The following is a 22,849-nucleotide window of genomic DNA, read 5'->3' on the forward strand; positions in this document are numbered from 1 at the left end:
ATGGCGAGTTAAAGACATTACAACGTCATGATGTCATTTCTAATTTATACGTTTCTCTCTATTTTTATTATGGCTTGCTACTTAGGAAGAAAGCGCATTGGATCAACTGACTTACCTTTATAGCGAATTTCAAAGTGCAACCTAACGCTTGATGCACCAGAGCTACCCATAGTAGCGATTTCCTGGCCAGCTTTAACTGATTGTTGTTCTTTAACCAAGATTTTATCGTTATGCGCATAAGCACTAAGATAATCTTCACTGTGTTTGATGATCACTAAGTTACCGTATCCTCGTAACGCATCACCAGCATAAACCACTTTACCAGCAGCTGTTGCTCGAATAGGTGTGCCACGAGCAGCTGTAATATCGATACCTTTATTGCCATTATCAGCGTTAGAGAACCCTGTAATCACTTTACCTTTCACAGGCCAAGACCAGCCAGAACTTGAAACTTGTACCGTCGGTTTAGTTACTGGTTTAGCTGGCGCTTTAGTTACCGGCTTAGTTGTTACAGGTTTGTTAACTTTTGAATTTCCAGAGTACTCTTTTGCTTCTTGCTTCGCAACTGGTTTGTTGGTTGTTTTTTGCACAGCCGGTTTAACGACAACGGTAGGTTGTACTGGTTTAGTTACGGTCTGGGTTACCGTTTTAGTTGTCGATGGCGCTATCAGTGGCGTTACCACTACGTTATTTGTTCGTGTCGGTGCGGTAGCTTGACTATCTGAAGTTGGAATCGCTAACGTTTGTCCTGGATAAATCGTATAAGGATAAGGTAAACGGTTTAGCTTCACGATATCTTTAACATCGCGACCCGTCATATAAGAAATAAAATACAGCGTATCGCCTTTTTGAACGGTGTAGTAGCGGCCATGGAAGCTACCACGCTGTAATTGTGAATAATCTTTAGCAAGATTTGAAACAGGAGCAGGCGTATGACTACTACATGCGGACAGCAGAACGACACAGGTTACTGCTAGCACAGAAGGTTGAATTATTTTTTTTATCATACGCTCAATACTCATAGTTTACGCCAAATCTCCAGCCACTAACGGCACAAATTTAACAGGTTCGATATCCGTTTCAATAAACTGCTCACCGTTGCGAACAATCAATCTTAACACTTGTTCAGAATAACCTACGGGTAATATTAATCGACCGCCATCGGCAAGTTGGTTTAATAGGCTCTGGGGAACCTCACTTGGCGCAGCGGTAACAATAATAGCATCAAATGGGCCTTTACTTTCCCAGCCCTGCCATCCATCACCGTGTTTGGTTGAAATATTATACAATTCTAATTGCTTAAACCGTCGTTTAGCTTGCCATTGCAGGCCTTTAATTCGCTCAACAGAATAAACATGATCAACTAATTGTGCTAACACTGAAGCCTGATAACCAGATCCAGTACCAATTTCTAGCACGGATGATTGCGGTGTTAACCTTAATAACGACGTCATTTTAGCGACAATATACGGCTGTGAAATCGTCTGACCACTACCAATAGGTAACGCATTATTCTCATAAGCTTGATAAGAAAATGCTTCATCAACGAAAAATTCGCGTGGGATTGTTGCGATAGCGCGCAATACCCGTTGATCCGTAATTCCTCTACTTACTAATAACGCAATTAAGTTATCAACTTGGCTCTGATAACGCATAGTTATCGGATCTCCACAGCATGCATCCAGCTTTCTAACCCGGCTATTGCATCATGCGCAGTCAGGTCGACTTGCAACGGAGTAATCGAAACCTCTCCGTGTTCAATCGCAAAAAAATCAGTTCCCTCAGCAGCATCTTGTGTGTCACCAGGAGGACCTAACCAATACAAGGGATTACCCCGAGGATCGGTTTTTTTAATCATGCTAACAGCTCGATGCCGAGCGCCTAAGCGGGTTGTTTTCCAGCCCTTTAATTGCTCAAAAGGCACATCGGGAACATTAACATTAATAATCTTCTGAGTAGATAATGGCTGCATGACCATTTTTTCAATCAGAATTTTTACCACTTGGGCTGCCGTTTCAAAATGAGTGTCACCCACTAATGAAACCGCTATCGCAGGCACACCTAAAAAATAGCCTTCAGTTGCAGCAGCAACAGTGCCAGAATACAGCACATCATCACCTAAATTGGCACCATGATTAATGCCTGCCACTACAATATCAGGTTGCTCATCTAACCATTCAGTTAGTGCAAAGTGGACACAATCAACCGGTGTACCTTGGACTGCTACCCTGTTATTACTTTGCTGACGAATACGTAGTGGATAATCAATAGTTAACGAATTAGACGCCCCTGATCGATTACGATCAGGAGCTACTACTATTACCTCACCCAAATCTGCTAAGACCTGAGCTAACGTATTTATGCCCTCAGCAAAAATACCATCATCATTGCTGATCAGTATTCTCATCATTCATACCTTCTGATTCTAGCGGCATGATCAACTCACGCACTACCGAAGTCGCAAAACTGCCAGCAGGTAAAGCAAAAGAAAGGATCACACCATTATCATCAAACTGCCATTGCATATTCTGAGGCAATAAAAGTAATGGTCGACGATCATGACGCATACGGTTATCACGTACCAATGCCACTAACGCAGGTTCTTGCTCAACAATCGCAAGTTCAAATGCTTGCGCATCAGCAGTTGTCGGTAAGGCATTATCACCCAATAATGGGCCAGTAATTAACACCTCACCTTGCATAACTTGCTGCTGCAATTCTGGTGTAATAGTATCGACAATAAACGTACGCTCATCACCAGCAGCTTGCAGGCAATCACCTAACATAATTTCACGGGTAAGGTTTTGCTCAATACGAGCAGACAATACTTGGTTAAACATCCATGAACGGGCTGCCGATAAATAAAAACTACGCTTGCTCTTATCACGAACACGGAATTCATTATTACCCCAAGCACGCGCTTTAACGACATTATTACCACCATGCCCAAAACGTTGTTGACCAAAGTAGTTCGCAACACCTTGCTGTTTAACTAACTCTAAACGCTCAGCTAACACTTGTGGCTGATCTAAATCAGTTAAACGCAATTGGAACCAGTTACCTTGTAGATCACCTGGACGTAATTTTTTGTCATGGCGAGTCGTTTCAAGGATCTCAATACCTGGATGTTCTGCTTCAAACTGCGTTAAATCAGGATCGGCTTTACCCGGTAAATGAACACTTATCCATTGCTCAGTCACTGCATGGCGATCTTTAAGACCAGCCCAGCTAACATCACGTGATTTAACGCCACAAGCTTTGGCTAATTCATTAACGACATATTTAGTGTTTTCACCCGTTTTACGAACTTTAACCATCAAGTGTTCGCCAGTACCACTAAAGGTAAAACCTAACTGCTCATTAACGATAAAATCTTGGGGATTTGCCTTAATACTTCCTTGGCAAATTGGCTGCTCATGAAGCCATTTAAAACAATCCATTACGTTTGCTGAGGTGTTATTTGTCGACATGGTGTGATTATACCTTTTTAATTAAAACAACTGCTTCACAAGCAATACCTTCTTTACGTCCAGTAAAACCTAAACGTTCAGAAGTGGTTGCTTTAACATTAATGTTAGTTATATCTGTTTCAAGATCTTCAGCAATTGCTTGGCACATAGCGTCAATATAAGGCGCCATTTTAGGTGCTTGAGCAATAATAGTGACGTCTACATTACCAAGGCAATAACCTGCAGTTTTAACCTTGTTATAAACATCACGCAGTAAGAATCGACTATCCGCTCCAGCCCATTCAGCATCAGTATCAGGGAAGTGACGGCCAATATCACCGGCACCAATTGCCCCTAATAACGCATCACATACAGCATGCAACGCAACATCACCATCAGAATGTGCTATTAAGCCTTGTTCATAAGGAACCGCAACACCACCAATAATAACCGGACCGGTACCACCAAATTTATGCACATCAAACCCATGACCAATACGCATTAATGTTGTTCCTTTAATAAAAGTTGTAAATAAAATTCAGCTAAAGCTAAATCTTCTGGCTGTGTCACCTTGAGGTTATCGCTGCGCCCTGCGACCAGCAGTGGCGTATAACCACAAAACTCTAGTGCTGATGCTTCATCAGTAATCGTCGCACCTTGTGCTAATGCTGCAGTTAATGCATCACGTAATTGCCCTACCCGAAACATTTGCGGTGTCAGCGCATGCCATAAGTTTTCACGATCTACCGTATGACTAATCTGAGGCTGAGTTAACGTATTCTGGCCGCGCTTCATCGTATCGCGCACAGGTGCAGCTAAAATTGCGCCATATTCACTACTAACAGCAGCAGTAATCAATGCTTGTAAATCAGTTTGACGGACACAGGGGCGTGCTGCATCATGTACCAACACCCACGCATTATCATTGTCAATCGCAGCTAAACCGGCAAACACTGAATCAGCCCGTTCAGCACCACCATCAACGACGGTAATTCGTGGATCAGTCGCTAACGGTAACAATGGGAAATAAGGATCATCAGCACTAATTGCAATCACTACCCGTGTAATCTCAGCTAAGCTCAACAGCCGATCAACGGTATGCTCTAAAATGGTTTTACCTGCAATATGAAGATATTGCTTTGGACGATCGGCAGCCATTCGACTCCCCACTCCTGCCGCAGGTACTACGGCAATAAATTCTTTAGCTATCATCCGCTTTATCACTCACAACAAAAAACGCGAATCCTTAGTTATTATCACCCAGAACTCGAACAAAGGTTTCACCGGGTTTAATTAAACCTAAATCATTACGCGCGCGTTCTTCTACTGCTTCTTTACCACCGTGAAGATCTTTAATTTCCGCATACATTTGTTGGTTTCGTTGTTGTAATTCAGTATTAGCAGCTTGTTGCAACGCAACGCTTTCTTTTACTGCGGTATACTCATTCATACCGTTTTTACCATCCCAGAAATCGTACTGCAGCCATGCTAAAACCACTAGCAGGATAATGATAAACAGACGCATGGTTCCCCTTCAAAATCAGCCTAAATGTCAATGCCAACAATATACATGCCAATCAGCCACTGATTGTGAGTAATTGGAATACATACTGCGGAAGAGTAATAATCCCATAATCAGCTTATTGTGACCACTATTATGGTCATAGAGTTGGTACTGTGCTAATTGCGTGTCATTTTTGCTGATAAATCAAACAAAAAACCATTTATTTAGCGATATTTGTAGCACTACTATTTTTTACTAAAAAAAAACCGCCTCCTAAGAGACGGTTCGATTTAGGCTAATTGAGCAAGCTCAATTATAGGCTTAAAAGAATTAAGCTTGGCCTTTAACTTCTTTAAGACCGTTAAAGATAGCACGCTCACCTAGTGCTTCTTCGATACGGATAAGTTGGTTGTACTTAGCAACACGGTCAGAACGGCTCATAGAACCAGTTTTGATTTGGCCTGCAGCAGTACCTACCGCTAGATCAGCGATAGTTGCGTCTTCTGTCTCGCCTGAACGGTGAGAGATAACTGCAGTGTAACCAGCATCTTTAGCCATCTTGATACAAGCTAGTGTTTCAGTTAGAGAACCGATTTGGTTAAGCTTGATAAGGATTGAGTTAGTGATACCTTTCTCAATACCTTCAGCAAAGATCTTAGTGTTTGTAACGAATAGATCGTCACCTACTAGTTGAATTTTATCACCTAGTAGTTCAGTTTGGTGCTTGAAGCCAGCCCAATCTGATTCGTCTAGACCATCTTCGATAGAAACGATAGCTGGGAACTTATCAACAAGATCTTTAAGGAAGAAGTTAAACTCTTCTGAAGTGAATTGCTTACCTTCACCTTTAAGGTCGTAGATACCTTGTTCTTTGTTGTAGAACTCAGAAGCAGCACAGTCCATAGCTAGAGTAATATCTGTACCTAGCTCGTAACCTGCAGCTTCAACAGCTTCTTTGATTGCTTTAAGAGCCGCTTCGTTTGACTCAAGGTTTGGTGCGAAACCACCTTCATCACCAACTGCAGTGCTCATGCCCTTAGACTTAAGCACTTTAGCTAGGCTGTGGAATACTTCAGAACCCATACGTACAGCTTCACGAAGAGACTTAGCACCTACTGGCTGAATCATGAACTCTTGAATATCAACAGTGTTATCTGCGTGCTCACCACCATTGATGATGTTCATCATAGGTAAAGGCATAGAGAACTGACCAGCAGTACCGTTTAGCTCAGCAATGTGCTCGTATAAAGGCATGCCTTTAGATGCAGCAGCTGCTTTAGCGTTAGCTAGAGAAACAGCTAGGATTGCGTTAGCACCAAAGTTAGATTTGTTTTCAGTACCATCAAGGTCGATCATAAGTTGGTCGATTGCAGCTTGATCAGTCGCGTCTTTACCCATAAGTACTTCAGCGATTGGACCGTTTGCAGCAGCAACAGCTTTAAGAACACCTTTACCTAGGAAACGAGATTTGTCGCCATCACGTAGCTCAAGAGCTTCACGAGAACCCGTAGAAGCACCAGACGGTGCAGCAGCCATACCAACGAAACCACCTTCTAGGTGAACTTCAGCTTCAATTGTTGGGTTGCCACGTGAGTCAATGATTTCACGAGCTAGAACTTTAACGATCTTAGACATTGTGTTTCCTCTGCTTTATCTTCAAATTAAAAGCGAAATAAAATAGCTGCAGCGATAACTGCTACAGCTATCAGTAATCCTTACTTATCAGATTCACCGCGGTGGTGTGCACCAGCAGCTTTTACAAAACCTTCAAATAATGGGTGACCATCACGAGGTGTTGAAGTGAATTCTGGGTGGAACTGTGCAGCAACGAACCAAGGATGATTCGGAATTTCAATAATTTCAACTAGCTTCTTATCAGCAGATAAACCTGATACTTTTAGACCAGCTTTCTCTAACTTAGGTAGCAAGTTATTATTAACTTCGTAACGGTGACGGTGACGCTCATGGATTGACGCTTGTGCGTACAATTCACGTGCTTTTGAACCTTCTTGAAGATGACATAACTGAGAACCAAGGCGCATAGTACCGCCTAGATCAGATTTTTCAGTACGCTCTTCTACGTTACCTTCGCCATCAACCCACTCAGTGATTAAACCAACTACTGGGTGTTTAGTTTCAGCGTTAAATTCAGTTGAATGTGCATCCGCCATGTTTGCTACATTACGAGCAAACTCAATTAATGCGACTTGCATACCCAAACAAATACCTAAATAAGGGATTTTGTTTTCACGTGCATATTGAGCCGTCAGAATCTTACCTTCGATACCACGATGACCAAAGCCACCAGGTACTAGGATAGCATCAAGATCTGCAAGTACTTCAGTACCTTTAGACTCAACATCTTGAGAATCGATGTATTTAATTTGTACTGAAATACGATTTTTCAAACCAGCGTGCTTAAGCGCTTCGTTGACTGACTTATATGCGTCAGGTAATTCAATGTACTTACCAACCATACCGATAGTGACTTCAGCAGTAGGGTTAGCTTCTTCGTAAATAACTTGTTCCCACTCAGATAAGTCAGCTTCTGGTGCAGTAATACCAAAACGCTTACATACCAAGTCATCAAGGCCTTGTGCCTTAATAAGCTGTGGAATTTTGTAGATTGAATCTACATCTTTCATTGAGATAACCGCTTTTTCTTGCACATTACAGAACAACGCAATTTTTGCGCGCTCATTAGCAGGAATAACACGATCACTACGGCAAACCAAAATATCTGGTTGAATACCGATAGAAAGTAATTCTTTCACTGAGTGTTGAGTTGGCTTAGTTTTCACTTCACCAGCAGCAGCTAGGTAAGGAACTAATGTCAAGTGCATAAACATGGTGTTTTCACGACCTTGTTGAACTGCAAGCTGACGAATAGCTTCCATAAATGGTAGTGATTCAATATCACCTACTGTGCCACCGACTTCAACAATCGCGATATCATGACCCGCAGCACCTGCAATCACACGATCTTTAATTTCGTTCGTGATATGTGGAATAACCTGAATCGTTGCACCTAGGTAATCACCACGACGCTCTTTGCGTAATACGTCAGCGTACACACGACCAGCAGTAAAGTTATTACGCTTTGTCATTTTGGTACGAATAAAACGTTCGTAGTGACCTAAGTCAAGATCAGTCTCTGCACCGTCTTCCGTAACGAATACTTCACCATGCTGAGTTGGGCTCATTGTGCCTGGATCAACGTTAATGTAAGGGTCTAATTTCATCATGGTCACATTCAGACCACGCGCTTCTAGAATAGCTGCCAAAGATGCTGCAGCAATGCCTTTACCTAGAGAGGATACTACTCCGCCCGTAACAAAAATATAATTCGTTGTCATGTTAAACCTGGAAGATTGGTGTAGAGGATAAAGTGTATCTGGACGGGAAATTAGTATACCAGACACCATTTATCGCCACAACGTGAAAACTATCACACACCCCTAAGATTTTTTTTGTCTCAAATCAAGGAAGTGATATGCGCCGTGTTTTCACCCCATTTCACTACTTTTAGCCACTAAGTCACTATACCTTTATAGCATAACAATTCTAGATGGGAATAATTATTTTTTGCATTCATGCTGTTTTACTCTATCCCATTCAAGATCTAGCTCAGTTAGTGAACATTGGCTTAAAGACTTACCTTGTTCTAGCACATTTTTTTCAACTTGGCGAAAACGTCGCTCAAATTTTTTATTTGCTTGTTGCAGTGCATGTTCGGGCTTTACATTGAGATGACGACTTAAATTTACCACCGAAAATAGCAAATCACCCATTTCCTCAGCGATCTTATGTTGCTGCTGTGGCGTTTGAATCACTTCTGCCATCACTTCATCTAACTCTTCTGTGACTTTATCAACCACCGGTCCCAACGTATCCCAATCAAAACCTTGACTCGCACAGCGTTGTTGAATTTTATGGGCTCGACTAAGTGCAGGTAATGCCAGCGGAATATTCGCTAACAAACTGTCATCTTGCGCTTTTTTAGCACGCTCTTTTGCTTTTTCAGCTTCCCAATTTTGTTTTACAGCGGCTTCATCGGCAAATTCAGTATCACCAAAAACATGCGGATGACGACGCGTTAGCTTCTCACTGATACCAGCAACCACATCATTAAAATCAAACAAGCCCTGTTCTGTCGCGAGTTGACTATAAAAGACCACTTGAAATAATAGATCGCCGAGCTCTTCTTTAACATCAGTCCAGTTTTTTTGCTCAATCGCATCAGCAACTTCATAAGCTTCTTCAATGGTATAAGGTACGATTGAATCAAAATCTTGTTTTAAATCCCATGGACAACCAGCTTGGGGATCCCGTAACTGGGCCATTATTGCCAGTAACTTATCGATATCAACTGTGGTTTTATTGCTCATCATTATCTCCCGAAATAAAAAAATAGGTAGCCGAAGCTACCTATTTCTATGTTCGATATTATCTATCACAACTAACCGTATAAACGCTTAGCTTGTGCAACATCTTTTACTTGTTCAATTCGGTTTAAAACTCGACCTAATACTTCGAGATCGGTTAACTCCAGTTCAAAGTCCATAATCGACATTTGCTTTTTATAATCAACTCGACTCTTCATTCCCGCCACTTTGACTTTCTCGTTCATCAAAGTATTGGTTAACTCTTTAAGCAAGCCATTACGCTCTGAAGCAGTGACGCGAACGGTAATAGTATAGTTCCCAATAAAACCGCCTCCCCAAACAGTATCAATGATACGTTCAGGTGCATGATGACGCAGCTCTTCTAACTGCTCACAATCATGACGATGGACAGAAATACCACGGCCTTGGGTCACAAAGCCTTGAATATCATCCCCAGGAATAGGCTGACAACAACGCGCTAAGTGGGTCATTAAGTTATCAACCCCTTCCACTACAACTGAATCACGTTGTGGTTTCTTCGCCGAATGTGAGGCTTTATCACTCGCTTCAGACAACTTATTTAACAGTTGCTGATCTTCTTCTTCCGCAGTGGGCTTATTAATCAAAGCATTAATGTGATTAATAATTTGGTTTATACGTAAATCACCACTACCAATACCGGCATATAACTCTTCAGGCGAATTAACATTAAAACGTTTACTCGCGTAAGCATGCGCATCTTTTAGTGTCGCATGGATCTTACTTAGCTCAGCTTCAAGGATTTCTTTACCTGCAATAATATTTTTATCGCGATCCTGTTTACGGAACCACGCATGTACTTTGGCACGAGCACGGCTTGAGGTCACAAAACCTTGATTTGGATTTAACCAATCACGTGAAGGATTTGGCTCTTTTTGAGTGATAATCTCAACCTGATCCCCCATTTGTAAATGGTAAGTAAATGGCACAATTCTGCCTTCTACTTTCGCACCAATACAGCGATGGCCAACCTCTGAGTGAATATGGTAAGCAAAATCTAACGGGGTCGCATTTGATGGTAAATCAACTACGTCACCTTTAGGTGTAAACGCATACACACGATCATCAAACACTTGGCTACGAAGCTCATCGAGCATTTCGCCAGAATCTGACATCTCTTCTTGCCAAACGAGTAACTTACGCAACCAGTTTATTTTTTCATCATACGCCGACTGAGCGCCGCCAGAAGCCGCTGGGCCTTCCTTATATTTCCAGTGTGCTGCAACCCCTAATTCAGATTCTTCGTGCATTTGCTTAGTACGAATTTGAATCTCAATGGTTTTACCTTCAGGACCAAGCACTACGGTGTGGATTGATTGATAGCCATTCGGTTTAGGGTTAGCAACATAATCATCAAACTCTTTCGGTAAATGACGATATTTAGTGTGCACCACCCCTAAAGCGGCATAACAATCTTGCAATTCTTCGGCAACAATACGTACTGCACGCACATCAAAGAGCTCATCAAACTCTAAGCTCTTCTTCTGCATTTTGCGCCAAATACTATAAATATGCTTTGGTCGACCTTGCACTTCAGCACGAATATTTGATGCTTTCATCGCATCAGATAAGTCATCAACAAAGTGGGTAATATAGCCTTCACGATCAATTCGACGTTCTGAAAGCTGTTTCGCTATTTGCTTGTACACCTCAGGATGTTGATAACGGAAGGCATAATCTTCAATTTCCCATTTCAACTGTCCAATACCAAGCCGATTGGCTAAGGGTGCATAAATATTGGCACATTCTTGCGCAGCAACTCGACGTACAGCATCCGGCTCATTTTTAACTTCACGTAAATTACAAATTCGCTCAGCCAACTTAATGACGACACAACGGAAGTCATCAACCATCGATAACAACATGCGACGAATGCTATCAACTTGCGCTGATTGCGCCGCCTCTTCCGCAGTCGATTTAAGTTGGCTAATAGCATACATCTGCTCAACACCTTGCACTAGATGCAAAATATTACCGTTGTAGTCTTCTTTTACTTGTTCATGGCTATAACAACCCGCTTCAACTAATGGATATAGCATTGCCGATATTAGCGTATCGGTATCCATGCTTAACGTCACCAGAATCTCAACCATTTCACGACCGCGCCATAACAGCAACGAACCGTTCTCTTGATCAACAACTAGCTCCTGACAACGCAGATAAGTTCCTTCTAAACGTCCAAACGTTTTTGCATCCAAACGTAAACTTTCAACCCATGAGGCAAGCTCAAACGTCGTGTTTTCTTTTAGATGTGCTCCGCGTACTGCGACCATGTCTCTGTCCTGTTTGCTATTTAATGGCAATATCTGTAATTGCTGTAGCTATTTTTTCTGCTTTTTTTGAACCTTTACAAATAATGCCATCGATTCTAAATGCCCAGTATGTGGAAACATATCCAACATACCAAGATGCCCTAACCGGTAACCTTGTTGTAGTAATACTTGACTGTCACGAGCCAGTGTTGCTGGATTACACGAAACATAAACCACTTTATTAGGCGCCAGCTTAACCACGTGATCCATCACTCCAGCAGCACCTGCACGTGCAGGGTCTAATAAGATTTTATCAAATTGCTCTTGTGCCCACACTAATTTCGTAACGTCTTGTTCTAAATTAGCCTGATAAAAAGTGGCATTATATTGGTTGTTTGCCTGAGCATTGTCTGTTGCGCGTAAAACCATATCATCAATACCCTCCACGCCAACCACGGTTTTAGCGCGCTTGGCGAGCGGTAAACTAAAGTTACCTAAGCCACAGAATAAATCTAATACCCTATCCTGAGGCTGAACATCCAACCATTCGATAGCTTGTGCGACCATTTTAGCGTTTACATCACCATTAACCTGAATAAAATCTTTCGGTGAAAAAGTCAGCTTCAAACCATCAACCTCATAATATGGTTGGTCACCATAAGTCTGGATTAGTTCATCAGTTTCTGGCGCTAAAAACAGCATTACATTATGTTTAACAGCAAACGCTTGAATTAAAGCACTGTCATCGGCATTAAAAGGCGCTAAATGGCGAATCAACACCACGCGGCCATTATCAGCATTAGTCAATTCAAGGTGACCAATGAATCGACGCCCTTTTAAGCTTTGTAATAAATCGCGTAATGGCGGCAATAAATCATTCAATGGTTGTGCTAATACTGGGCACACGTTGACATCAACAATGTCATTACTTTGCTTTTTGCGGAAACCAAACTGTAACTGACCATTATTTTCAACCCGCACCGCAAAACGTGCACAGCGACGATAATGTAACGATTCACTGATGATCGGTGGTTGTTGAACGCAATCAGCTTGATCAACAACGGCGAACTTTGCCATCAGTTCACTTAGCACTTGTTGCTTCGCAATAACTTGGCCTTGATGAGATAAATGCTGCAAATTACAGCCGCCACACTGGTCATAGATCGCACAATGGGGTTTAATACGGGCATTACTGTCTGAAAGGCGTTTAATTACTCGAGCACGAGCGTAATTTTTTTTATCTTCCGTTAACTGCACCACTGCGGTTTCAGTGGGAAGTAACCCATCCACAAAGATAGATTTACCGTTTAAGTGACCAATACCAGCGCCCTGGTGATCTAAGCGGTCAATAGTGATTTCTTTATGTTTGGTGTCAGTTTTACGTTTTTGAGGCTTAAAAAAGCGTGCCATAGTGTTTTGCTCACCGTTCAGACATTGAGTATTTGTTGCATATCCCTGTTTTATTTAAACTAGGAATATAGATAGGTACTAATTCTCCCACAGAATCGCTTGCTTGTAATTAAGAGAACCATGACCAAATATGGACTTCGTGCCAGGGTCTTTACCCTGACATTAGCACCAACACTGATAATCGGCCTGTTATTGAGCGCTTTTTTTACTATGAGCCGCTATCAAGATCTTGAACATCAATTGATTTCGACCGGCACGAGTATTATTGAGCCATTAGCGATTTCAGCTGAATATGGTATGACCGAAAAAAATCGGGAGGCTATTCGTCGTCTGATTGGTTATACCCATCGCAAGCATTCCGATATTATTCGTAGCATTGCGGTATTTACTGATCACAATAAAATATTTGCGACCTCTAATTTCCATCGCAACTTTGCTTCATTTATGTACCCCGATGATAAGCCGATTCCACGCTTACTCGACACACAACTTAACGATAACACCCTAATTCTACGTACCCCTATTTTGACTGAAGGCCAATTTGGTACCAATACCAGTGCCAGTTCATTAGGTAAACCATTAGGTTATATTGCGATAGAGCTCGATTTAAGTTCATTGCGACTGCAACAATACCAAGAAGTTTTCACGGCATTAATGGTGCTATTACTCGGCTTAAGTTTATCATCACTGTTTGCCTACCGTTTGATGCAAGATGTTACTCGCCCTATTTCTCATATGATCAGTGTCGTTGACAGAATCCGTCGGGGTCACCTTGATATTCGTATTGAAGGTCAACTTTTAGGTGAACTTGATACCCTTAAAAACGGCATCAATGCGATGGCTATCTCGTTATCTGAATATCACATTGAAATGCAACAAAGTATTGATCAGGCAACCTCAGATTTACGTGAGACCCTTGAGCAACTTGAAATTCAAAACGTAGAATTAGATATTGCTAAAAAACGCGCTCAAGAAGCTGCGCGAGTTAAATCTGAATTCTTAGCCAATATGTCACACGAGCTACGGACACCACTTAATGGTGTAATTGGCTTCACCCGTCAAATGCTCAAAACTAAACTTAATTCCAACCAACAAGATTATCTGCTGACGATTGAAAACTCAGCCAATAACCTTCTAACCATCATCAATGATATTTTAGACTTCTCAAAATTAGAAGCTGGTAAATTATTACTGGAAAATATTCCATTTGATTTCACCGATGCGCTTGATGATGTGATGCGCTTACTTGCTCCAAGTGCGCATGAAAAAGGCTTAGAGTTAACTCTTAAAATAGATACCCGTATTCCACCGGGCTTAATTGGCGATCCACTTCGAATTCAACAAGTAGTAACCAACTTAATTGGTAATGCAGTAAAGTTCACTGAAACAGGTAATATTGATGTTTCTGTCGAGCTTAAATCTGAGCATGAAAATAATATTGAATTGCAATTTATGGTGCGTGATACCGGTATTGGTATTTCAGAGCGCCAGCAAGCACAATTATTCCAAGCCTTCAGTCAAGCTGATGCCAGTATCTCACGCCGTTATGGTGGTACTGGCTTAGGATTAGTGATCACACAGAAATTGGTAAGCCAAATGGGTGGCCAAGTAAGCCTTACTAGTCGCCTCCATCAAGGTTCAACTTTCTGGTTTAGCATTCGCATGAACAAAACCGATTTACCAGTATCACAACTAATCGATACCTCATCATTAGCCGGTAAAAAACTGCTACTAATTGAACCCAATATGCAAGCGGCCTCTGTCGTACAGCAACGGTTAATTAATGCCGGCGTGCATGTGACCTACCGTTCTACCATGCCAGATGATGTCGAACACCATGACTTTGCGCTGTTGTGTTTATCACCAAGCGAACAACCACCAACAGCGGTGTTATTTGATCATGTCTTTAAAGCCGAACAGATGGCTGATAAGGTACTGGTTTGCCTACCAACAACTGAGCTCGCATTATCTGAAAAACTCGCCAATACTGGAGTTGATATCTGCCTTGGTAAACCAATTGCCTCACGTAAATTATTTGAAGCTTTATGCGATAACAGTGATGACAATAGTGAACCGGAACTGCCAATGCTCGCCACACCGCAGGAGCCAATTCAACCATTAACGGTGATGGCAGTTGATGATAATCCAGCTAACCTAAAATTAATCTCTGCGCTATTAGGCGAACGTGTTGAAACCGTCATTACCGCCACTGGTGGTAAAAAAGCAGTCGAATATGCTCATCATAAAGCCTTTGATTTAATCTTTATGGATATTCAAATGCCAGAAATGGATGGGGTTACTGCTTGCCAAGAAATACACAAAACGACCCTTAACCACAATACACCGATAATTGCTGTCACCGCCCATGCAATGGCTGGCGAACGTGAGCGACTGATCAATGCCGGTATGGATGATTACCTAACCAAACCAATTGAAGAACATATTCTGCAGCAAATTCTGGCAAAGTGGATCACCCCGACCGCTCATCACAGGGGGGGATTAACTGCACCACAAACCGTGGCGATCGAAGAGACACCACCACAGAACGTGGCACCGACCATCGATAATAGCATTAGCTTTGATTGGTCATTAGCACTCAAACAGGCAGCTGGTAAACAAGATCTTGCCCGTGATATGTTGCAGATGTTACTGGATTACATGCCAGAGGTAGAATTATTAGTCAATGAAGCCTTGGATGGAAAGTCTGTCGAATTATGGCCATCAATCCACAAACTACATGGTAGCTGTGCTTACAGTGGTGTACCGCGTCTGAAATACCTTTGTCACACCATTGAAACTGAATTAAAAGCCAATGCAATGATGGTTGATATTGAACCCGAACTGCTAGAGTTAATTGATGAAATGGATAATGTTGTTAAGGCCTCAAAGCAATATCGCCATTAATGACCACCGTTTTAACCATAAAAAAAGCGCGAGCCTTATCAGCTCGCGCTTTTTTATATTAACGACTATCGATGATATTAACTTTCAATGATCACCGTTGCGACGGCATAACGGCGCTCATCTGCAATAGTAAGATGTACATGCTGACCACCGATTGCAGTCAGCAATGCTAATGCTTGGCCGGAGAAGGTAACCAATGGTTTACCGCGAGCATCATTAGTAACACTAAAGTCTTGAAAAGAGACACCGCACGCAATCCCAGTCCCTAACGCTTTAGAGGCTGCCTCTTTAACCGCAAATCGTTTAGCGACAAAGCGGGCTCGTAATTTTAAACTATAATATTGTTCGAGTTCAGAGGCTGATAACACTCGCTCGGCAAAGCCATCGCCTGTACGAGCAAGTACTTTTTCAATCCGTTCAATTTCAACGATATCAGTCCCTAAACCTAAAATAGCCATTAGCCACGCGCTTCCTGCATCAATAAACGCATATCCGCTACCGCTTTTTCAAGACCATCAAACATTGCTCGTCCCATAATAGAATGACCAATATTGAGCTCATACAGCTCAGGTAATGCCGCAATAGCCTTAACGTTATGGTAGGTTAAACCATGACCAGCATTAACTTTAATTCCAAGGCTTGCAGCATAAGTTGCAGCAACGGCAATTTTTTCAAGTTCAGCGGCTTGTACTTCTTCAGTAGTTGCATCTGCATAATGACCAGTATGCAATTCAATAAACGGGGCACCAGTCACTAGTGCTGCATCAATCTGGCGCTTGTCTGCATCAATAAACAGTGACACTTTAATCCCTGCAGCGGCTAGTTTAGCCGTTGCTGCTTTGATTTTTTCACATTGGCTCGCCACATCCAAGCCACCTTCAGTTGTCAGCTCAGCCCGTTTTTCTGGTACTAAACATACATATTCAGGTTGGGTCTCTAAAGCAATTGCGACCATTTCATCGGTAACCGCCATTTCTAGATTCATTCGCGTCTGCAATGTTTCTCGTAAAATTCGAACATCACGATCATTAATATGACGACGATCTTCACGTAAATGGACCGTGATACCATCAGCACCTGCGCGCTCAGCTACTTCTGCAGCATGAACGGGATCAGGATACCGTGTACCGCGGGCATTACGTAATGTTGCAATATGGTCGATATTGACGCCGAGTAGAATGTTGCTCATTTTCCAATACTCCTTGCTCGTGGGATAAACAATTCCCGACTTTTTAATGGCTTTGAACCAAGATACGGCTTTAAGGCTATCCGTGTAAAGCGTTTCGCCGCCCGAAGTTGGGCGGGCGTTTCAAAACATCTCGCTGCAATGGCTTTTAATTCATCACCACGAAAAGTAAGTTGGGTTATTTTTATCGAGGCAATAAACCCCAACTGTTCGCGGTAATTGTAAGTCATATGATCGTCGACAGCTAAGCCACTACCGGCACAATGAAGAAAGTCGAGGCCATAGCCAAGATGGTGTAATAAGGCGAGTTCAAAACGGCGCAATGCTGGCTCTGGATTATCCGCTTGTGCAAGCTCACGTAGCACATTCAAATAATCAAGAAACAACACCGGATAAGGGGTGTGATTTTCTAATACCCGCGCTAAAACTTCATTAACGTACATCGCGGAATATAAAATATAACTGCGCAACGGCAGTCCAATACTGATAGGTTCGGCATGAGTGAGAACGGGCATGCTACCTTTACCACTCCATTTCATAAATAATGGCGTAAATGGCTGCAAGGTTCCTCGAAGATTAGAACGCTTACGTCGCGCTCCTTTTGCAAGTAGGGTAAGACGGCCATAATCCTCGCTAAACACATCAAGGATCAGGCTCGTCTCACTATAATGACGATAATGAAGGACGAAACAACGCTGTAGGCCCTCCATTACTTTCCTTATAGATCGTCAATGTAACCTAAGCTACGCAGTGCACGTTCGTCATCTGCCCAACCTGATTTCACTTTAACCCAAAGTTCTAAATACACTTTACGTTCAAATAAGTCTTCCATATCTAAACGGGCTTCACGGCCAATAACTTTGATCTTATCGCCGCCTTTACCGATTACCATTTTCTTCTGGCCTTTACGCTCAACCAGAATCAAACCGTTGATATCAAAACCATTTGTTTCAGGGTTGAAATCAAAACGCTCAATTTCAACAGTCACTGAATACGGTAATTCTTCACCGGTAAAGCGCATTAGTTTTTCACGAATAATTTCTGACGCCATAAAGCGCTGGGAACGATCCGTTACATACTCTTCAGGAAAGTAGTATTCACACTCAGGCAAATACTCACGAACAATTTTTTCAACCGCATCAACGTTAGTCCCTTTCTTCGCAGAAATTGGCACAACATCAACAAATGGCATTTTGTTCGCTAGTTCCTGCAAATGCGGGAATAACTCATGTTTTTCTTTAATATTATCGACTTTGTTGATCAACAGTACTGTTGGTAGCTCACTTTTTATAAGCTTATTCAGTACCATCTCATCATCTGCAGTCCACATCGTGCCATCCACAAGGAATAACACTAGCTCAACATCAGTTAATGAACTACTTGCAGCACGGTTCATTAAACGGTTAATCACACGCTTTTCTTCAATGTGCAAACCTGGAGTGTCTATATAGACAGCCTGATACCCATCACGAGTATCAACACCCATAATGCGGTGACGTGTAGTTTGCGGTTTACGTGAAGTGATAGACAGTTTCTGCCCCACTAAACGGTTAAGCAAGGTTGATTTTCCGACATTCGGTCGACCAACGATGGCAATAAAGCCACAGTGTTGTTTATCTGTCATGATTCCAACTGATTAAGTGCAATTTCTGCTGCTGCCTGCTCTGCCTTGCGCCGACTGCCGCCCTTACCGATAACAGGTTCATCCAAACCTGAAACATCACACTGTACGGTGAACTCTTGGTTATGAGCTTCACCTTGTACCTTAATTACAGTATATGCTGGTAATGGTAAACGGCGACCTTGAAGACACTCTTGCAAGCGTGTTTTAGGATCTTTTTGGTTGATGCCAGGTTCAATCGTATCAAGACGTGATTTATACCAAGCCAATACGACTTGACGCACTGTCTCAACATCACTATCTAGATAAACCGCGCCAATGATTGCTTCAACACAGTCAGCCAGAATCGAATCACGACGGAAGCCGCCGCTTTTCAACTCACCAGGGCCTAATAGTAAGTAGTCACCAAGTTCGAACTCACGTCCTAACTCAGCTAATGTCTTACCACGGACTAGTGTTGCGCGCATTCGGCTCATATCACCTTCATCCACAGAAGGAAAACGGTGATATAAGTCATCAGCAACAACAAAACTTAAAATAGAATCGCCTAGAAATTCTAGGCGCTCATTGTGGGTGCCATTAGCACTGCGATGTGTCAGTGCTAATGTCATCAACTCACAATTGTTAAATTGGTAGCCCAGCTTGCGCTGAAGCCTATTCGCTGGAGTTGTCATTTTCTCTCGATTATTTAATGCTACCGATACGGTCAAAGCGTACACCGGTAGGGATCCAAGATGGAAGTAAACTATCAGGCTTGCGATCGAAATCAAAGCTCATCCAAATAGCTACCGCCTTGCCGACTAGATTCGCTTCTGGAACAAAGCCCCAGTAACGACTATCAGCACTATTGTCACGGTTGTCACCCATAACAAAATACTCACCTTTTGGTACAACCCACTCACCGATCCCTGGGCGAGGTACGTAAGCCATACGGTTATCACGTCGCAATGGATTGATCAAAATATGATGATTTACATCACCAAGGTGTTCGTTAAACTCAATCAGACGCGCCATACCTTGAGTAAAATCGCTGTCTTTCATATCCGTTAACTTAACTGGCTTACAAACAGAAGTACCTTGCGGCTGAATGCATAACTGTTTATCTGCACTATAACGAATCATATCACCAGGTAAACCAACAACACGTTTAATGTAGTCAATTTTTGGATTTGGCGGGTAACGGAATACAATGACATCACCACGTTTAGGCTCACCTAAATCTAAAAACTTATGGTCAAATACTGGATCGCGTAATCCGTAATCAAATTTATTTACCAAGATAAAATCACCAACATATAAGGTTGGTAGCATTGATTTTGATGGAATTTGAAACGGTTCATAAATAAATGAACGGAATATCATGATCAGTGCAATCACAGGGAACATTGAGCTTGCTGACTCAATCCAACCTGGCTGAGGCGCAACACGTGCAAGTACTTCAGCATCAACTTGACCACCGGCTTTTTCAGCTGCGGCTGCAATTTTTAATTGTCGCTTAGGTGCCCAGATAAATTTATCTAGAGCCCAAATAATACCGGTAAAAATTGTTGCTAAGACCAGTATTATTGAAAATGTATTTGCCATGTTATTCCTTAGGTTTAACGCAACTAACCCCGACAGTTAGCTGATTGGGTCTAATTTAAAACGCCTAAGTAAAAGAAAGTGCTATTTAACAGGTTAAATAAGCACTTTCTAATCATATATAGACTGTTATAAACAAAGAAAGGTTACTTATCTTTGCCCACATGAAGAATCGCTAGGAAGGCTTCTTGTGGTAATTCTACATTACCAATTTGCTTCATGCGTTTCTTACCGTCTTTCTGTTTCTGTAGTAGCTTCTTCTTACGGCTAATATCGCCACCATAACATTTCGCGATTACGTTTTTACGTAATTGCTTCACGGTTGAACGTGCAATGATATGACCACCAATCGCCGCTTGAATAGCGATATCAAACATTTGACGAGGAATGAATTCTTTCATTTTCTCAACAACATCACGACCCCGAGTCTGTGAGTTTTCTTTATGAGTAATGATAGCTAGCGCATCAACACGCTCACCATTTAACAGAATATCAACTCGTACCATGTCTGATTCTTGGTAACGTTGGAAATTATAATCTAGCGATGCATAACCGCGCGAAGTTGATTTCAAACGATCGAAGAAATCCAGTACTACTTCTGACATTGGAATATCATACGTTAGTGCGACTTGATTACCGTGATAAACCATATCAACCTGCATACCACGCTTTTCAATACATAGCGTAATAACATTACCTAAGTATTCACTTGGTACTAGAATATTACAGCGAGCAATAGGCTCACCCATAATTTCAATATCATTAACCGCAGGTAATTTCGCAGGGCTATCAACGTACAGCATCGTGCCGTCATTTTTCTTAACTTCATACACTACTGTCGGTGCAGTAGTAATCAAATTAAGATCGTATTCACGCTCTAGACGCTCTTGAATAATCTCCATGTGGAGCATACCCAAGAAACCACAACGGAAACCGAAACCAAGTGCAGATGAACTTTCTGGCTCATAAAACAATGAGGCGTCATTAAGACTTAATTTGCCCAATGCATCACGGAAGTTCTCGTAATCATCAGATGATACAGGGAACAAACCTGCATATACCTGTGGTTTTACTTTTTTAAAGCCAGGTAATGCAACTTCACAACCGCCTTTTGCTAATGTTAGTGTATCACCAACAGGGGCGCCAAGGATGTCTTTAATACCACATACTACCCAGCCTACTTCGCCAGTATTTAATTCAGTAGTATCAACTCGTTTTGGCGTGAAAATACCAAGACGATCAACACCCCAAATTTGACCTGTGGTCATTACTTTAATTTTGTCGTTTTTCTTTAGCTTTCCGTTTTTAACACGAACTAAAGACACTACACCTAAGTAATTATCAAACCATGAGTCAATAATTAGTGCTTGTAGGGGCGCATCCGGATCACCTTCAGGTGCAGGAATAGCTTCAACGATTTTCTCTAGAACCTCGTCAACACCAACGCCAGTTTTTGCTGAACAACGCACAGCATCAATAGCATCAATACCAACGATGTCTTCAATTTCTTCAGCTACACGCTCTGGATCGGCGGCAGGAAGGTCGATTTTATTTAAAATCGGCACCACTTCCAAATCCATTTCCATAGCGGTATAACAGTTTGCTAAAGTCTGAGCTTCTACGCCCTGGCCCGCATCGACTACCAATAATGCACCTTCACAGGCTGCAAGTGAACGCGATACTTCATACGAGAAGTCAACGTGCCCAGGGGTGTCGATAAAGTTTAATTGATAAGTTTCACCATCTTTAGCCGTGTAATCGAGCGTCACGCTCTGGGCTTTAATGGTGATACCGCGTTCGCGTTCAAGATCCATTGAATCTAAAACCTGCGCAGCCATTTCTCGATCAGAAAGGCCGCCACAGACTTGAATTAGACGGTCGGATAAGGTCGACTTACCATGGTCGATATGTGCGATAATCGAAAAGTTACGAATGTGCTTCATGAATGGCGTGACTAGCTCGTGATTAAAATGAATGGGATCTTAAGATCAAGTTGACGGATTCTACCGAATTTAAACGCTACTCGCTATCTTTCGATGCGGCATTTATCAGCTTATCTGCTGAAATGGGTAGCCCTAGCACTCGAATAAGGCTTGGTTTGTAGGCTGAATCCCCATCTAATCTCTTGGCATAATACCGAGCAATCATTAATCCTATCGTTGTAGCAACCGCGGCTGATACAATAACACCTAGCTGATTACTGCCTGCTAAATCAATAAATATATACTGACCGATTAAACTACCACCAATTAAAAACAGTAACGGCAGCATATAAACCAGCAAGGCTGAACTCAGCATACTACGCTCAGACAAGCCAATTTCAACCACTTGTCCAAGGGTTATTTTTTCATCAGTCGCGATATTTATCTGATGAGAACGCCCAGGCATAGCTTTACTGACTATACCTGTGCCACAACTATCGCGTGAAGCACAATGACCACAACTGGTTTCTTGCTGACAACTCACGGTTATATGGCCGCTATCAACGGCGACAACCGTTGCTAATGTTCGCATCATG

The 22,849-nt window shown here is 42.1% G+C and carries 21 protein-coding genes; 1 reads left to right on the forward strand and 20 read right to left on the reverse strand.

The features are described from left to right. Positions 1–77 precede the first annotated feature (77 nt). The 12 genes from C0W29_RS08490 to rlmD all read right to left on the reverse strand — a co-directional run bounded on the left by C0W29_RS08490 (position 78) and on the right by rlmD (position 13,039). Positions 78–1,007 (reverse strand): peptidoglycan DD-metalloendopeptidase family protein, encoded by a 930-nt coding sequence (locus C0W29_RS08490; RefSeq protein WP_045045446.1) that lies wholly within the window; start codon positions 1,005–1,007, stop codon positions 78–80. Positions 1,008–1,025: 18 nt separating this feature from the next. Continuing rightward, positions 1,026–1,655: a protein-L-isoaspartate(D-aspartate) O-methyltransferase gene (locus tag C0W29_RS08495; RefSeq protein WP_045043447.1), complete on the reverse strand. Its 630-nt coding sequence runs from the start codon at positions 1,653–1,655 to the stop codon at positions 1,026–1,028. A 2-nt stretch (positions 1,656–1,657) separates the two neighbouring features. After that, complete coding sequence (surE, locus tag C0W29_RS08500; RefSeq protein ID WP_036793332.1) at positions 1,658–2,407, reverse strand: 5'/3'-nucleotidase SurE; 750 nt, start codon at positions 2,405–2,407, stop codon at positions 1,658–1,660. After that, positions 2,385–3,440, reverse strand: coding sequence for a tRNA pseudouridine(13) synthase TruD (gene truD / locus C0W29_RS08505; RefSeq protein WP_036796226.1), 1,056 nt, complete (start codon positions 3,438–3,440; stop codon positions 2,385–2,387). The genes surE and truD overlap by 23 nt, the downstream gene beginning before the upstream one ends. Before the next feature lie 37 nt (positions 3,441–3,477). Next, positions 3,478–3,951 (reverse strand): 2-C-methyl-D-erythritol 2,4-cyclodiphosphate synthase, encoded by a 474-nt coding sequence (gene ispF, locus C0W29_RS08510; protein WP_036793331.1) that lies wholly within the window; start codon positions 3,949–3,951, stop codon positions 3,478–3,480. Next, positions 3,951–4,661, reverse strand: coding sequence for a 2-C-methyl-D-erythritol 4-phosphate cytidylyltransferase (gene ispD / locus C0W29_RS08515; RefSeq protein ID WP_036793330.1), 711 nt, complete (start codon positions 4,659–4,661; stop codon positions 3,951–3,953). Before ispD ends, ispF begins: the two co-directional genes overlap by 1 nt. 34 nt (positions 4,662–4,695) lie before the next feature. Further along, on the reverse strand, positions 4,696–4,974 hold the full coding sequence (gene ftsB, locus C0W29_RS08520) for a cell division protein FtsB (RefSeq protein ID WP_036793329.1): 279 nt from the start codon (positions 4,972–4,974) through the stop codon (positions 4,696–4,698). A 309-nt stretch (positions 4,975–5,283) separates the two neighbouring features. Then, positions 5,284–6,588 carry a phosphopyruvate hydratase gene (gene eno / locus C0W29_RS08525; protein WP_036793328.1) on the reverse strand — a complete coding sequence of 435 codons (1,305 nt, stop codon included), beginning with the start codon at positions 6,586–6,588 and terminating at the stop codon, positions 5,284–5,286. 80 nt (positions 6,589–6,668) lie between these two features. Beyond that, positions 6,669–8,309: a CTP synthase gene (locus tag C0W29_RS08530; RefSeq protein ID WP_036793327.1), complete on the reverse strand. Its 1,641-nt coding sequence runs from the start codon at positions 8,307–8,309 to the stop codon at positions 6,669–6,671. A 222-nt stretch (positions 8,310–8,531) separates the two neighbouring features. Next, positions 8,532–9,341: a nucleoside triphosphate pyrophosphohydrolase gene (gene mazG, locus C0W29_RS08535; protein WP_036793326.1), complete on the reverse strand. Its 810-nt coding sequence runs from the start codon at positions 9,339–9,341 to the stop codon at positions 8,532–8,534. A gap of 71 nt (positions 9,342–9,412) precedes the next feature. Further along, on the reverse strand, positions 9,413–11,650 hold the full coding sequence (gene relA / locus C0W29_RS08540) for a GTP diphosphokinase (RefSeq protein ID WP_045045435.1): 2,238 nt from the start codon (positions 11,648–11,650) through the stop codon (positions 9,413–9,415). Between the two features lie 48 nt (positions 11,651–11,698). Then, positions 11,699–13,039 (reverse strand): 23S rRNA (uracil(1939)-C(5))-methyltransferase RlmD, encoded by a 1,341-nt coding sequence (gene rlmD, locus C0W29_RS08545; protein WP_045045434.1) that lies wholly within the window; start codon positions 13,037–13,039, stop codon positions 11,699–11,701. A gap of 120 nt (positions 13,040–13,159) precedes the next feature. On the opposite strand from rlmD, the gene barA reads away from it, so the two are divergent. After that, the gene (barA, locus tag C0W29_RS08550; protein WP_045045433.1) at positions 13,160–15,943 is read left to right on the forward strand and encodes a two-component sensor histidine kinase BarA; all 2,784 of its coding nucleotides are present in this window, start codon (positions 13,160–13,162) and stop codon (positions 15,941–15,943) included. 77 nt (positions 15,944–16,020) lie between these two features. Here the strand turns inward: barA and acpS are convergent, their stop codons facing one another. The 8 genes from acpS to C0W29_RS08590 form a co-directional block, all read right to left on the reverse strand. Further along, positions 16,021–16,401, reverse strand: a complete 381-nt coding sequence (gene acpS / locus C0W29_RS08555) for a holo-ACP synthase (protein WP_045045432.1) — start codon at positions 16,399–16,401, stop codon at positions 16,021–16,023. After that, the gene (gene pdxJ / locus C0W29_RS08560; protein ID WP_045045431.1) at positions 16,401–17,132 is read right to left on the reverse strand and encodes a pyridoxine 5'-phosphate synthase; all 732 of its coding nucleotides are present in this window, start codon (positions 17,130–17,132) and stop codon (positions 16,401–16,403) included. The genes acpS and pdxJ overlap by 1 nt, the downstream gene beginning before the upstream one ends. Continuing rightward, positions 17,129–17,839, reverse strand: a complete 711-nt coding sequence (gene recO, locus C0W29_RS08565; protein WP_045043442.1) for a DNA repair protein RecO — start codon at positions 17,837–17,839, stop codon at positions 17,129–17,131. The genes pdxJ and recO overlap by 4 nt, the downstream gene beginning before the upstream one ends. A gap of 8 nt (positions 17,840–17,847) precedes the next feature. After that, positions 17,848–18,753, reverse strand: a complete 906-nt coding sequence (gene era, locus C0W29_RS08570) for a GTPase Era (protein ID WP_036793319.1) — start codon at positions 18,751–18,753, stop codon at positions 17,848–17,850. After that, positions 18,750–19,424 carry a ribonuclease III gene (gene rnc, locus C0W29_RS08575; RefSeq protein ID WP_036793318.1) on the reverse strand — a complete coding sequence of 225 codons (675 nt, stop codon included), beginning with the start codon at positions 19,422–19,424 and terminating at the stop codon, positions 18,750–18,752. The genes era and rnc overlap by 4 nt, the downstream gene beginning before the upstream one ends. A 10-nt stretch (positions 19,425–19,434) precedes the next feature. Next, on the reverse strand, positions 19,435–20,334 hold the full coding sequence (gene lepB, locus C0W29_RS08580) for a signal peptidase I (protein ID WP_045045430.1): 900 nt from the start codon (positions 20,332–20,334) through the stop codon (positions 19,435–19,437). Positions 20,335–20,477: 143 nt separating this feature from the next. Beyond that, positions 20,478–22,274 carry a translation elongation factor 4 gene (lepA, locus tag C0W29_RS08585; RefSeq protein ID WP_036793316.1) on the reverse strand — a complete coding sequence of 599 codons (1,797 nt, stop codon included), beginning with the start codon at positions 22,272–22,274 and terminating at the stop codon, positions 20,478–20,480. A gap of 76 nt (positions 22,275–22,350) precedes the next feature. Beyond that, entirely contained in the window at positions 22,351–22,848 is a 498-nt protein-coding gene (locus tag C0W29_RS08590) for a SoxR reducing system RseC family protein (RefSeq protein ID WP_045045429.1), read from the reverse strand. Between the last annotated feature and the right edge of the window lies 1 nt (position 22,849).

The sequence above is a fragment of the Photobacterium kishitanii genome, from assembly GCF_003026355.1.
Taxonomy (GTDB): Bacteria; Pseudomonadota; Gammaproteobacteria; order Enterobacterales; family Vibrionaceae; genus Photobacterium; species Photobacterium kishitanii.

Excerpts from the sequence above, each read along its gene's own strand:
- rnc (WP_036793318.1), bottom strand. The coding sequence starts at position 19,424 with ATGACAACTCCAGCGAATAGGCTTCAGCGCAAGCTGGGCTACCAATTT.
- barA (WP_045045433.1), top strand. The coding sequence starts at position 13,160 with ATGACCAAATATGGACTTCGTGCCAGGGTCTTTACCCTGACATTAGCA.
- era (WP_036793319.1), bottom strand. The coding sequence starts at position 18,753 with ATGACAGATAAACAACACTGTGGCTTTATTGCCATCGTTGGTCGACCG.
- C0W29_RS08490 (WP_045045446.1), bottom strand. The coding sequence starts at position 1,007 with ATGATAAAAAAAATAATTCAACCTTCTGTGCTAGCAGTAACCTGTGTC.
- ispF (WP_036793331.1), bottom strand. The coding sequence starts at position 3,951 with ATGCGTATTGGTCATGGGTTTGATGTGCATAAATTTGGTGGTACCGGT.
- recO (WP_045043442.1), bottom strand. The coding sequence starts at position 17,839 with ATGGAGGGCCTACAGCGTTGTTTCGTCCTTCATTATCGTCATTATAGT.
- lepA (WP_036793316.1), bottom strand. The coding sequence starts at position 22,274 with ATGAAGCACATTCGTAACTTTTCGATTATCGCACATATCGACCATGGT.
- lepB (WP_045045430.1), bottom strand. The coding sequence starts at position 20,334 with ATGGCAAATACATTTTCAATAATACTGGTCTTAGCAACAATTTTTACC.
- C0W29_RS08530 (WP_036793327.1), bottom strand. The coding sequence starts at position 8,309 with ATGACAACGAATTATATTTTTGTTACGGGCGGAGTAGTATCCTCTCTA.
- mazG (WP_036793326.1), bottom strand. The coding sequence starts at position 9,341 with ATGAGCAATAAAACCACAGTTGATATCGATAAGTTACTGGCAATAATG.
- rlmD (WP_045045434.1), bottom strand. The coding sequence starts at position 13,039 with ATGGCACGCTTTTTTAAGCCTCAAAAACGTAAAACTGACACCAAACAT.
- surE (WP_036793332.1), bottom strand. The coding sequence starts at position 2,407 with ATGAGAATACTGATCAGCAATGATGATGGTATTTTTGCTGAGGGCATA.
- ispD (WP_036793330.1), bottom strand. The coding sequence starts at position 4,661 with ATGATAGCTAAAGAATTTATTGCCGTAGTACCTGCGGCAGGAGTGGGG.
- ftsB (WP_036793329.1), bottom strand. The coding sequence starts at position 4,974 with ATGCGTCTGTTTATCATTATCCTGCTAGTGGTTTTAGCATGGCTGCAG.
- relA (WP_045045435.1), bottom strand. The coding sequence starts at position 11,650 with ATGGTCGCAGTACGCGGAGCACATCTAAAAGAAAACACGACGTTTGAG.
- eno (WP_036793328.1), bottom strand. The coding sequence starts at position 6,588 with ATGTCTAAGATCGTTAAAGTTCTAGCTCGTGAAATCATTGACTCACGT.
- acpS (WP_045045432.1), bottom strand. The coding sequence starts at position 16,401 with ATGGCTATTTTAGGTTTAGGGACTGATATCGTTGAAATTGAACGGATT.
- C0W29_RS08590 (WP_045045429.1), bottom strand. The coding sequence starts at position 22,848 with ATGATGCGAACATTAGCAACGGTTGTCGCCGTTGATAGCGGCCATATA.
- truD (WP_036796226.1), bottom strand. The coding sequence starts at position 3,440 with ATGGATTGTTTTAAATGGCTTCATGAGCAGCCAATTTGCCAAGGAAGT.
- C0W29_RS08495 (WP_045043447.1), bottom strand. The coding sequence starts at position 1,655 with ATGCGTTATCAGAGCCAAGTTGATAACTTAATTGCGTTATTAGTAAGT.
- pdxJ (WP_045045431.1), bottom strand. The coding sequence starts at position 17,132 with ATGAGCAACATTCTACTCGGCGTCAATATCGACCATATTGCAACATTA.